The following is a 12,623-nucleotide window of genomic DNA, read 5'->3' on the forward strand; positions in this document are numbered from 1 at the left end:
AAATAAAATTTGCATCGCAACCCAAATCGCAATTAAAATGAAACTTAAAAAAATACTTTTAGTAGTATTACTAACATCTACTGTACAACAATTTACAGCTCAAGAATTACTATTAACAAAAAAAGACTCAATAGTAGTGAGTTCCTGGATTTTTGGATTAGGATACAATACTATTGATGACTCTGGTGATGTTTTAAATAATTTATTTAATGTTAACCAGTCTTGGAATAGAGTTCCATATCCATCACGTGTAAGTATTGGTAAATATTTTGAAAACGGATTAGGGATTGAAGCTATTGCTGCTTTTTCTAAATACAACAAAGGAACCAGAGTTGATAAAATTAACATTAACGAAGAAAAAGAGTTTTATTCTTTTGATGCGCGATTAAGTTATGATTTAAATAAATTTTTTGGTGAAACAGGTTGGTTTGACCCTTATGTAGGTTTAGGATTAGGTTATTCTAAAGCTAATAGTATCTCAAGAGGAACTTTTAATGGAGTTTTAGGTTTTAGAGCCTGGTTTTCAGATAATTGGGGATTAGATGTTAATTCAACTGGAAAATGGTCTTTAAATTCAAATGCAACTAATTATAAGCAACATGCTATTGGTGTTGTTTATAGATTTGATATTAAAAAGGAATTAACAGAAAAAGGCAGAGAAAAATTAGCGCTAATCAATCAATTAGAGGCTGAAAAAATCAGAATAAATGATTCTATTGCTATAGCTACTAAGGCTGAACAAACTGCAAGAGAGTTATCCGAGAACTTAGCTAAAGAAAAAGAAATTACTAGATTAGCAGAACTTGAAAAAGAAAAGCAAGCTGCTAAAGAAAATGAACTTATTGAGATTGAAAAATCTATTAACGCTTTAGAAAAAATATATTTTAATTTTAACTCGTCTAATTTAAACACACCATCTAAAGAGATACTTTCTAAGTTAGTAACAATTTTAAATAAGTATCCAGAATTAATAATTGAGATTACTTCTCATACAGATTCTAGAGGACCTAAGGATTATAATCAGATACTCTCTAAAAAGCGACTTAAATCAACCATTGATTATATTTTAGAAAATGAAATTTTAGAGCATAAAGTTTTAGGTAAAGCCTTTGGTGAGACTAAACTAATTAATGAATGTGATGACAATACTAAATGTTCTGAACAAAAACATAGACAAAATAGAAGATCTGAAATTAAAGTTATTAAACACTAATTTTTAAACTATTTAAAATTTGAAATAGCTTGAGTTAAACTCAAGCTATTTTTTTATGTAATTGAAATAAATTATAAATTTTTGTTAGTAATTTTGTTAAAATATTTCAGTCAAATTAAATTAGTTTAAATATAGAACCTTTCATGTTTAACTTTTACTACTAAAACACGATATTTGCCTGTAAACTAACCATCAAAAAATAGAAAAGATTATGTCAATGAATAAAAATACAGTTTTAGCCTGGGCTACAACCATAATGATTATAGTAGGATTAGCTTTAGTCGCTTTAGGCGCGTTTAGATATAAAGATGTTGCAGGTTGGGGTTTTGCCTCAGTTGGAATTGGCTTTTTTGCTATTGCTTGGGTTTTTAATGCTTTAAAAGGACGTGTTTAATTTTTTTTCATAATAAAAAATAGTAGCTACAAAAATGAGTGACGATAAGAAAGTGATTTTCTCGATGTCTGGTTTAACTAAGACATTTCAAGGTGGTAATACACCTGTTTTAAAAAATATTTATTTAAGCTTTTTCTATGGAGCTAAAATTGGAATTTTAGGTTTAAATGGTTCTGGTAAATCTACATTACTTAAAATCATTGCAGGCGCAGATAAAAATTATCAAGGCGATGTAACATTTTTACAAGATTATTCTGTTGGTTATTTAGAACAAGAGCCAAAATTAGATGAAACAAAAACAGTTATTGAAATTGTAAGAGAAGGTGCTGCTGAAACTGTTGCTATCCTAGACGAATACAATAAAATTAATGATATGTTTGGTTTAGAAGAAGTTTATAGCAATCCAGATAAAATGGAGAAGCTTATGAATCGTCAAGCCGAGCTTCAAGATAAAATAGACGCGTCCAATGCTTGGGAATTAGATACTAAGCTAGAAATAGCAATGGATGCACTTCGTACCCCGGATGGTGATAAGAAAATAAGTGTTTTATCAGGAGGAGAACGTCGTCGTGTGGCTTTATGCCGTTTACTTTTACAAGAACCTGATGTATTACTTTTAGATGAGCCAACCAACCATTTAGATGCAGAGTCTGTACATTGGTTAGAGCAACATTTAGCACAGTATAAAGGAACCGTAATTGCGGTAACTCACGATAGGTACTTTTTAGACAATGTAGCTGGTTGGATTTTAGAATTAGATAGAGGCGAAGGAATTCCATGGAAAGGTAATTACTCTTCTTGGTTAGATCAAAAATCGAAACGTTTAGCTCAAGAAAGTAAAACTGCATCTAAACGTCAAAAAACACTAGAACGCGAGTTAGAGTGGGTGCGTCAAGGTGCAAAAGGACGTCAAACCAAACAAAAAGCACGTTTGCAAAATTATGATAAATTATTAAGTCAAGACCAAAAACAACTTGACGAAAAATTAGAGATTTATATTCCTAATGGACCTCGTTTAGGAACTAATGTAATTGAAGCAGTTGCTGTAAGTAAAGGTTTTGATGATAAATTACTTTATGAAGATTTAAACTTTAAATTACCACAAGCAGGTATTGTGGGTGTTATCGGTCCTAATGGTGCTGGTAAAACAACTATTTTTAGAATGATAATGGGTGAAGAATCACCTAACAAAGGCGAATTTATTGTTGGAGAAACTGCTAAAATAGCCTACGTAGATCAAGCGCATTCTAATATAGACCCAGAGAAAACTATTTGGCAAAACTTTAGTGATGAGCAGGAACTTGTTTTAATGGGTGGGAGAGAAGTTAATTCTAGAGCTTACTTAAGTCGATTTAATTTCTCTGGTGGCGAGCAAAACAAAAAAGTTAAATTACTTTCTGGAGGAGAAAGAAACCGTTTGCATTTAGCCATGACACTTAAAGAGGAAGGTAATGTATTACTTTTAGATGAGCCTACTAATGATTTAGACGTTAATACGTTACGTGCATTAGAAGAAGGTTTAGAGAACTTTGCAGGTTGCGCTGTAGTGATTAGTCATGATAGATGGTTTTTAGATAGAATTTGTACGCATATTTTAGCTTTTGAAGGAGATTCTCAAGTATATTTCTTTGAAGGTAGTTTTAGTGAATATGAAGAAAATAAAAAGAAAAGACTTGGTGGCGATTTAACACCAAAACGCATTAAGTATAAAAAATTAGTAAGGTAAAATATTAAAAATGCTCGCTTTTAAGTGAGCATTTTTTAGTTATTGCCATACATATGCCCATCAGTAAAATCTTGATAGGGTTTTTCTTCATCTTCAGCTATTTTTCTATTAATCTCATCCAATCGTTCATTTTCCTTCTTTAATTTATAAGACTTTCTAATTCCCAGAAGTAATAAAACACTAAAAAAGACCACTACAATGGTTAACATAGTAACAATACTCGACTGATCTACAAATAAAAAAGGGAATAATTGGTTAAGATGCATAGTTAACGCAAAAATTTAATTAATAGCTATTCAAATATATAATTATTTTATTACAAAACACGAAAAACAAAAACATTCCAGAGTCCCTTTTCGTATATTAATTTCGTAGATATAATCATAAATTTTTGTAAATCAATTATTTAATGTTATAAAAAAAACCTTGTTGTAACGTTTTAATAAAAAACTATACAAATACAATAAGCAATTATATTTTAAATAAAAATGTAAAAAGTAACAGGTATTTACTTTTAGAAATCATATTTTTTAACGAAATTGCTTAACATAACAAGTTCAATTTAAAACACAAGCCATACTATGTCTGATGATTTTGATTTATTAGAAACCAATTCAAACCAAAAAAGCGAAAAAGTTGATGTTAACTGGGGAAAAGCCATTGACACCATGAAATCTAAATTGTCTCAAGAGGATGATCCTCAAGTGCGACAAAAAATTCTAAATGCTACTTTGGATGATGTGGTTCATATGGCAGAGAAAGATAGAACAACACTTTTAGATGCCATCAAAGATTTAACCGATTATCAAGATGAAGTTGGTATCATTTTTGAAAAATTTTCAGCTTTAAATCCTACCGAGCAAAAAGTAATAGATGATGCCCAAAAAGCATTAGAGCGTGCTAGAATTGAGTTAGAAGATGCTAAAAATAAACCAGATACATGGTGGAACAACCTTTGGGGTAGAAAAAGTAAAATAGCAAAAGCAGATGCCGCTTTAAAAGCAGCCGAAAAAGTAAGAGCTGGCGCAGATAACAAAGCAAAAGCTATGTTTCAAGAGCGTATAGAAAGCGCCGATGTTCAAACACTTTTAGGAGAGCTTTCTTATAAATCTCAAGCGGCGGTTTCTCGTTTAAAAAATCGCGAAATAGAGATTAAAGAAGTAGAAGATAAATTACAAGACGCAATTGTTGAAGCTACAAAAAATCATACAAAAGCTTTAGAGAAAAAGAAAGAAGTTGAAACAAAGTTAGAAGAACAGTATGCTTTGTTAAAACAAGCACGCCAAGAGTTGGAAGATATTGTTGATAAACAATCTGCTGATTATGCACAAGCAGTTGGTAAAGTAACTCAACTTGAACAAAAAGTTGAAGAGTTGGAAGGTCTTAAAAATGCATACACTACGCTAGCTTCAAGTAAAGACAGCTTTGTACATAAACATAATTTAACAATAAAAGTATTAACATCCTTACGTAGTAATTTGCAAACACATCGTGCTAAATTGAAGAGTGATACTGAAGAGCGTATTAAATATTATGATGGTTATATAATAGCTCTTAAGGCAAGAACAGACCAAGAATTCGCAGCTATTTTAGAGCATTTAGGGGTTAAAACAGATGAACATATTGGTGAAACTTTAGCATCTATGCATACAGCTAGTGCCAAAGCACGTCAAGATATGATGGATAATATTCCGGTTCACGAAAAAGTAATGCAAGGTGTTTATAGTAGTTATGCAGAGGCTCTTCAAGAAATTCGTGCAAAAGATGGCGAAATTCAAAAGAATTTTGCAGAGCGTTATGGGATTGATATGAAAGAGATTTTTGAAGATTACTATAAAGCTGATGCCAATAAACCATCTGGCGATGATGGGAAACCAGAGGGCAAACCAAAACCAGAAGCTAAAGAAGACGATTTGTTATCTTAATAATATTCTGATTTTCTTTAACATTCTCCTCTTTTGGATGGGTTTTGTTAGGTATTCTGCGTCAAGGATTGAACGGTTTGTTTGAGCTCCCTGACGAAAGAAGGAGCGAGTAGTGAAAGCCTGACCTTTAGGTAACGCATAAATTATTAAAATATTAGTGAATTTATGGTAAAGCCACATACTGTATACTGCTAACTCAAGACTAAAAAATGTCCATAAACCACATAGTAACACCCTTAGATTCTGCAATTCTCGATTCGAAAGAGCAATATATTTTTTATCACAAAATGATTGATTTTGCTTTTAAAGAATTAATTGTTGTTGTGCAGAGGCAAAAACTTTGTTCTGAACAGGAGGTTTTATTATTCAAACAATATTCTGATTTGCTTTTGTATTCTATTGAAGCCATGCGCATTAAATATATGTATGATGAAGAGGATCAAATGAAAGTAGATTTAACAGATTCTGGATTTCCAAACTATTTAGAATTTCGGTATTTGTTTAATGATTTAGAATTACGGGATGAATATTTAGATAAATTAACACCAGTAACTACTTTAAAGGAACAATTTTTAGAAACCTTAATGCATAAGAAGCAATCTATTAAAAAAAACCTGTTATTTCAGGCTGCTTCGATTGTTTATTATACCTCAGTTAACAAACAATTTATTTTTAATCGTTTTGTGCAAGGTAAAATTTTAAACGCACCAGAGGGTTATGATGCAGATTTATTAACTAGCTGGAGCTTTTATGATGTTTCAAACAACAGACCATTTATCTGTTTTATGTATTTTAATTATGATGGTACTAGGATAAACGATTATAAAAATGAAATTTATGAAGTACTAAAAACTACTTCGGATAGAGAAATGTCTTTAGATACTATGGCTTATACTATTGATAGAAAATTACCAAAAATTGCACCTAAACTTATAAGACGTTTAGATTTAGGTCCTATACACAATGTGTTTGCAAAAGATGAAAATGAATTAACTCATGCTATTTTAGAAGGTATTGGAAAAAAGGAAATTCCTTTAGAATCGTATGCGATTTCACTAAAAATAGATGAATTAAAATCTAACAGTGAATTTGAAGAAGGTGGTTTTTTTAGCAAGCAAACCCTTCAAAAATGGGACACCGTTTTTAAACAAAAATATGTTTTAGCGCCACATCGCATCATTCAACTATTATATAGTAAAACACCAGAAATGATGAATAACTTGACTAAAGCGCCTATTGAAATAGCTGGTTTGAAAATTTAAAAAGTTTAAACTTAAAACTTTTAACTAAAGAAATGGAACACAACTCAACATTCCCTATAAAATTATCCGAACTCGATATGCTTCGTGATGAAGCTGCATCCTATTTAAAAAGTGTACAATGGGAGCAAGGTGCCAAAGCTAAAAGCAGAGATAAAGATACTAAAGACGAATCAATTTTATTGTATTTATCACGAGCTAACAATGGCTCTATTACTGCTGAAATCACATCGGTTTCCAAAACGATTTTAGCTTTAAAAAAGCGTTTATTGCCCAATTCTGTGGCGATTCCTATTTATTTGAATCAAACCCTTTTCGCCGTTCAGGAAGGTCTAACTCTAGGTATTTGGATTAAAGATAGTTACTATGATGCTTCTGGCTTATCCAGTTTAAACGAGAATAAATCAGCTTTAGATACCAACGGTAAACGTGAATTTGAAAGCAAAATGCTTACCGCAACAGCGTTCATGCTATTTTCAATAGCTTATAAAATTCTAAACGATTTAAAACCTTATGCCTCAGACGGTTTAAGTGTGATGAAACAAAAGTTTGCTGGCATTCCCGAGATGTCATTCATGTCGCCTATAAAAGGTATTTCTTGTGGTTTGTTTTACTATGACAAGTATCTGGGGCATCCTGAAATCATTAAGTCAGATAAAGATGTCATTGATTTTACGGTGGTTTATTTTGAAGCATTGATTGATGAAATCCAATTGCGAAAAAGCTCTTTAGAATATACCGAAACCATTGAAGACAGAACTTACAAGCTTGAAAAATCGGAGTTTGCCATTTCGGGTTGGAATAATGTATTTCAAGGCACAGCAAAAAGTATTGAGTTTAATAAAATAAAGTTCGAACAAATAGTTGGAAATAGAGATGCAAAACATTTTGCTCGCCGTTTAACTGAGCGTATGTTGAGTTACGACTTTACCGCTAAAAAAAACCCGTTTCAAGAATTGGGTGGTTTTATGCCTGTGTTTATGGGTTATGGGATTCCAGGAACAGGAAAAAGTATGCTCATTGCGGCTATAGCTACGCGATTGAAAGAGCATTGTGATACGTTGGATATCCCATTTTTATTTCACCCCATGCCAGACACTTTGATTTCAACGTTTCAAGGTGGTTCTGCTGAAAAAATGGTAGAATGGATGAAACCTCTTAAAGATCCAACTAAACTCATTTTTGCACCTATTGACGATGCCGAAAATAATTTGCAAGAACGAACAACCCAAGGTGTTTCAGCAGGCGTGAAAGAAGTTATTGGTGTGTTTTTAAGATATACCGAAGGTGCTTACGCTGTGAATTATGGTAACAGTTCTATTGGACTTTTCACCAATCTTCCAGAAATGTTAGATAAGGCTGTTTTATCACGCGTGCAAGGGCGTTTTAAAATTGATGGAGCTCGAACAGAACATGACTTTTTAGACCAAGATTATCTTTGGTGGCGAAAATTGGATGAAACTATACCTAATTTTGTAAACATGCAAGGACCAGAAAATTATGCCTATTTGCAAGAACAAGGTTTAGCCAAAAATATGGGTGAAATTTTGAATGTTTCAGAAAAGCCAACAGAAGAGCGTGTTCATGCCATTTATGATAAGGTTGAAAAGCAATTTAAATCCGATCAGCATTTGTTTTATGCCAATTTATATAAAGAAATTCAAAAAGTATTTCCTTTTTTCTCTTCGCGAGATATTCGGAATATACAAAGTACCGTATCGTTGCGTTTAACTGATTTTGATTTGGAAGAAAATTGGTTTGAGAACCCAGAAATTTATTTCAAAAAAGATTACGATACTAAATTTACTATGCTTCAAGAATTGATGCGCACTAATATGAAAGGATTAGATTTCTCAGAAATTCGCCGTCAGGAAGTAGTTCGCTATTTAGACAACGTAGCAACTATTGCTGATACTGATTTTAAACGAAAAGTAGATGAAAGAGTGAATCAATTAAATATTGAGATTGAAGCAAGAAAAACATTAGATAACAAGTAAGCGTGGAAGATAAATTAAGAAATATAACTTATACCGAGTTGTCCAGTGAATGGGCAACTCTTAATAGAATTGATTATGATTATAAATTTAACGATGGTAGTTGGAAACGATTATCGCGAGAAAGTTATGATAGAGGTAACGGAACTGGTATTTTGCTTTATAACAAAGAAAAAGGAACCATTATTTTAACAAAACAATTTAGAATGCCAGCTTTTGATAACAATAAAAAAGATGGCATGTCTGTTGAAGTTTGCGCTGGAGCTATTGATAAGAACGAAGCACCAGAAGTCTGTATTATTCGTGAAGTGGAAGAAGAAGTAGGTTATAAAATTGAAAGTGCTAAAAAAGTTATAGAATGTTATACCTCTCCGGGTGCGGTTACCGAAAAAATGTTTTTGTTTGTGGCCGAATATAATGACGCCATGAAAATTAATGATGGTGGTGGATTAGAGATTGAAAATGAAGAAATTGAAGTATTGGAAATTCCTTTTTCCAAAGCTTTAAGTATGGTAGACCATTTTGAGATTATTGATGCTAAAACCATTTTGTTGTTGCAGTATGCACAGATAAATAAGTTGTTATAATAAAATGGACAAACTAAAACAAGCCAATTTATATAGAAGTGAACTTATTCCTGTAAGCGGAAAACTAGTTGAGCGTTATAACAAATGCTTGGTGAAACTTGGGTTTACCGAAACCAAGCTTAAAACCTTTTCTATTGATGGTGTTGGCTGGAGTCCAGAAATATCAGAGGAAAAGAAAGACAATTACTATCTAAATAATGGCGAAGCCAATCCACATGGTATTATTATTTCGCCTTTACAAAAAGGAAAACCCTTGTATTTGCCGTCTCATACCTTTGATAGGGACTTGATGAAATTCGTTTTTAAAATCCATGGCGAGAAAATAAAGGATATTACCAGAGATTCTGCCATTTGTTTGGATTTTGACCAAGGCATCGATGCTTTTTATGAGCCTTTGGATGTTTTAAAATATGATAAAATTACTGTTCATTTTCATTTGATTGATAATCTAGATCGAATTCAAAAAGAACAATTACAACTGGTGGATAAATTTAATAGGGACCATAATTTTATTGATGAAACCATCCATCAGCAATTGCTTGATTCCGCAAAAAAATATGGTGATTTGCGCAACCGTGATTTAGATTTACACGAACTCCAATACACCACCGATTCCTTTTACACCAAAGCTTTTGGTGGAGTTTATGTGTTACGCGACTTCATTACACCTATTGTGGTTTTTGAGGATGAAACATGGTATAAAGAAGCTATTAAAGATACGAATTACGAGGTATTGATATTTCATATCCATCAGCCTGAACTTATGGAAAAACTTCGAGACCATGTGATTATTGAACATGATTTAGAAAAAGTGGTCAAAACCAACCGCTACGAGCGCATCAAAAAATATGAAATGGCACAATGCTTAAAAGATACCCAACATCCCACTAAAGATATTTTAACTGACCCTATTTTATTTAAAAGTTATTTAAACAAATTGGATATTGAGTCCCGTAAAAAAGTAATGAGTGTGGAACGTTATTTGGAAAAATTGGAAATCAGTAACGAATTTAAAATTTCTGATATAGTGGACACCAAACTCTTTGAGGCTTTACTCGAACCACATTCGTCCTTGGAACCAAAACACCAAGATTTAATTTGGAAATTGTTGGTGAATATTGCTCCAAAGGACGTGTTATTTTGGTATTGGTACGATAAAGAAGCCTTTTATGAGGCTTTTAAAACATGGGATGAATCCTTCAAAGATTGGGTTGTTGAAACCATTAGTAACAATATTTAAAAATTATAGACTAACTTTATAAAAGTAACCAAAATCCTAAAATCATGACACTAGAGTTAATCATCTTCATCGGTTCGATACTTTTTGGAGCTTTAATATACTGGCGAGAGTCTCAAGGAAACGGTTTATATCGATTTTTTAATAAACTCATGTATTCCAAAGACTTACAAATGAAACCTACCGATAAAACCGGATTTGTATATCAGCAAAAATTTATTATCAGATTGGTTTTTATCGGATTTTTATTTTTGATAGGAATTCTGGTTACACGTTTCTTAATTCCCATAGATATTGCCACCATTTCCATTTTTGCATCCATGATTGTGGGCACTTTGGCAGGAACCTATTTAGCAAATTTTATATTTAAATCCAGTGAAGTTATTGATAAAAAAAGTGATTCATTGGAAGATATGGTTCATGATACTATTGAAAAAGGAAAAGATTTTATTGAAGATTTGAAAACCAAAGATGCCAAAGTGGTTGAAGAAACTAAAAAAGAAATCAAAAAGCAATCTGAAACTGAACAAAAAACTGCTAGGGAACGTTTAAAAGATAAAGGGTTATTATGATTAAAAACTACTGGAATAAAGGCATAAATCAAAAAACAATAACCATAGTTGTTTTGCTCATTCTACTCATAGCTTTGTTTATATTGCGAGATGATTATCAACCTGCATTGTTATTCGTTAGAAAATACATTTTTGTTATTCTATTAAGCGTCATTGTGTTGTTTTTTGGATTGCGAAAATTTAGAAGCTCCGCAAGTACAATTGGTAGGCTTGGTATTTTAGGAATGTTATTAGTGTTCTTTGGGATTTTATATGTGGTGGGTTGGCATTTCAAAATGTACGATTATATGAAAACATATAATGTTTTCAATAACTTAAATAAAGTTGAAATAAACGAATTGCCATTAACTCAAAACGAGCGTATACAACCATTACGTAATATTTTTTCAATGGCAAATGAAAGTGTTGGAGAAACTAAAGATGTTTCACTTCCACATTTGGTTAGAATTGGTGATGAAAATAAATGGACGATGGCTATACAGCCAACAGAGAAATATATGTGGCAAGGCATAACAGATAATACTGAAGAAGTTTTTGCAGTCTCTAGCACCACACCATTCCCTAGATTTTCAAATGATAATAGAATTTCAGTAACGTTTTCTATTGGTGAATCTTTAAAATTCAGTAGAAACACCTACAATTCTGTTGTTCAAAGGTTTAATTTTTTGCAACTATTATCCTTGGAACCTAGTGATACTTATTATATGAAGAATGATACGGGACAGTGGGTAGAAGTGGTGAGTTTAATTAAATGGAAAGGTTTTTTCTTTCCATATCCAACCTTTGGAGGCATAATGGTTATTGAGAGTGGTGAACACGATTATAAAGATTATATAGAACGTATTTTGATAGGAAAAGGAACCTATATTAGTCCTAAAAACATGAAAAACCATCCTTATTTAACAAGACAAAATACGCTCGCTGTAAAGGTTTCAAGGTTACAAGCCGAATCTTTAAAGTTTTTAGGTGGTTTTAGTGATCCATTACCTTGGAATATGGAAACGGCGGTTAAAATTCCTGAAATGCCTAAAGATCAAAATCAACAACCTTATGTAACCGATTTTGATTTTTCTAATACCAATACCGATGCATTTAGCGGATTGTATCATTGGTTTGGACTCGAGCCAGTGGGAGATGAGCGAACTAGTTTAAGTTTTAGTGTATTTGTACCTGCAGATGGAACAGATAAATTCTATTATTATAATCATGCAGCTAAAAAAGAGGGTTATGCAGGTGTTTCGGCAATGCCTTTAAAAGTACAAGAGTCTCGTAAAGAATATGATTGGACAGCCAATACACCTGTGGAGTTTAGACCCTATATTAAAAATTTGGCTGGTAAAAAACGTATGTTTTTTATGGGGACTGTTTCATCAATAAGTGATAAAAATGCACAACAATTTGACGGCTCTGCAACCCCAGATTTGGTGTTAATTGATAGCGAATATAGAGATGTAATTTGGATTGATGTAAAACACCCGAGTCAATGGGATAAAACAGTTTATGAGCAATTAAATGAAGCTTGGAGAGCGAGCGAAAAAATTGGTTATTATTTTGTTGAAGAAACTAAAAATATAGAATTGGCAGCGTCCGTAAAAGATTCTATAAGCCTTATAGTTCCTTTTAAAGATGAAAAAACGGAGTTGCTAGAAAAACTTCAAAAGCAGATTGATTCGTTGAAAACAATTAATTAACAAATTATATTTAATCTTTAAAGTA

11 protein-coding genes are annotated in these 12,623 nt (G+C 32.1%); 10 read left to right on the forward strand and 1 reads right to left on the reverse strand.

Annotated features, from left to right (window positions below; genetic code table 11):
* Positions 1-37 precede the first annotated feature (37 nt).
* The 3 genes from AC1XJX_RS04235 to ettA all read left to right on the forward strand — a co-directional run bounded on the left by AC1XJX_RS04235 (position 38) and on the right by ettA (position 3,333).
* Complete coding sequence (locus AC1XJX_RS04235; protein WP_482002717.1) at positions 38-1,213, forward strand: OmpA family protein; 1,176 nt, start codon at positions 38-40, stop codon at positions 1,211-1,213.
* A gap of 211 nt (positions 1,214-1,424) precedes the next feature.
* Entirely contained in the window at positions 1,425-1,607 is a 183-nt protein-coding gene (locus AC1XJX_RS04240) for a CAL67264 family membrane protein (RefSeq protein WP_482002718.1), read from the forward strand.
* 34 nt (positions 1,608-1,641) lie between these two features.
* On the forward strand, positions 1,642-3,333 hold the full coding sequence (ettA, locus tag AC1XJX_RS04245) for an energy-dependent translational throttle protein EttA (RefSeq protein ID WP_482002719.1): 1,692 nt from the start codon (positions 1,642-1,644) through the stop codon (positions 3,331-3,333).
* A 35-nt stretch (positions 3,334-3,368) separates the two neighbouring features.
* Here the strand turns inward: ettA and AC1XJX_RS04250 are convergent, their stop codons facing one another.
* Complete coding sequence (locus AC1XJX_RS04250; RefSeq protein ID WP_482002720.1) at positions 3,369-3,599, reverse strand: hypothetical protein; 231 nt, start codon at positions 3,597-3,599, stop codon at positions 3,369-3,371.
* Between the two features lie 315 nt (positions 3,600-3,914).
* On the opposite strand from AC1XJX_RS04250, the gene AC1XJX_RS04255 reads away from it, so the two are divergent.
* The 7 genes from AC1XJX_RS04255 (at position 3,915) to AC1XJX_RS04285 (ending at position 12,598) form a co-directional block, all read left to right on the forward strand.
* Positions 3,915-5,258: a microtubule-binding protein gene (locus AC1XJX_RS04255; RefSeq protein WP_482002721.1), complete on the forward strand. Its 1,344-nt coding sequence runs from the start codon at positions 3,915-3,917 to the stop codon at positions 5,256-5,258.
* A 209-nt stretch (positions 5,259-5,467) separates the two neighbouring features.
* Positions 5,468-6,520: a hypothetical protein gene (locus AC1XJX_RS04260; RefSeq protein ID WP_482002722.1), complete on the forward strand. Its 1,053-nt coding sequence runs from the start codon at positions 5,468-5,470 to the stop codon at positions 6,518-6,520.
* Between the two features lie 32 nt (positions 6,521-6,552).
* Positions 6,553-8,514 (forward strand): AAA family ATPase, encoded by a 1,962-nt coding sequence (locus tag AC1XJX_RS04265; RefSeq protein ID WP_482002723.1) that lies wholly within the window; start codon positions 6,553-6,555, stop codon positions 8,512-8,514.
* 2 nt (positions 8,515-8,516) lie between these two features.
* Positions 8,517-9,098: an NUDIX domain-containing protein gene (locus AC1XJX_RS04270; RefSeq protein WP_482002724.1), complete on the forward strand. Its 582-nt coding sequence runs from the start codon at positions 8,517-8,519 to the stop codon at positions 9,096-9,098.
* A gap of 4 nt (positions 9,099-9,102) precedes the next feature.
* Positions 9,103-10,338 (forward strand): DUF6638 family protein, encoded by a 1,236-nt coding sequence (locus AC1XJX_RS04275; RefSeq protein ID WP_482002725.1) that lies wholly within the window; start codon positions 9,103-9,105, stop codon positions 10,336-10,338.
* A gap of 44 nt (positions 10,339-10,382) precedes the next feature.
* Positions 10,383-10,907 (forward strand): hypothetical protein, encoded by a 525-nt coding sequence (locus AC1XJX_RS04280; protein ID WP_482002726.1) that lies wholly within the window; start codon positions 10,383-10,385, stop codon positions 10,905-10,907.
* Positions 10,904-12,598, forward strand: coding sequence for a hypothetical protein (locus AC1XJX_RS04285; RefSeq protein ID WP_482002727.1), 1,695 nt, complete (start codon positions 10,904-10,906; stop codon positions 12,596-12,598). The genes AC1XJX_RS04280 and AC1XJX_RS04285 overlap by 4 nt, the downstream gene beginning before the upstream one ends.
* The last annotated feature ends 25 nt before the right edge of the window (positions 12,599-12,623 follow it).

It is taken from the genome of Flaviramulus sp. (genome assembly GCF_982512915.1).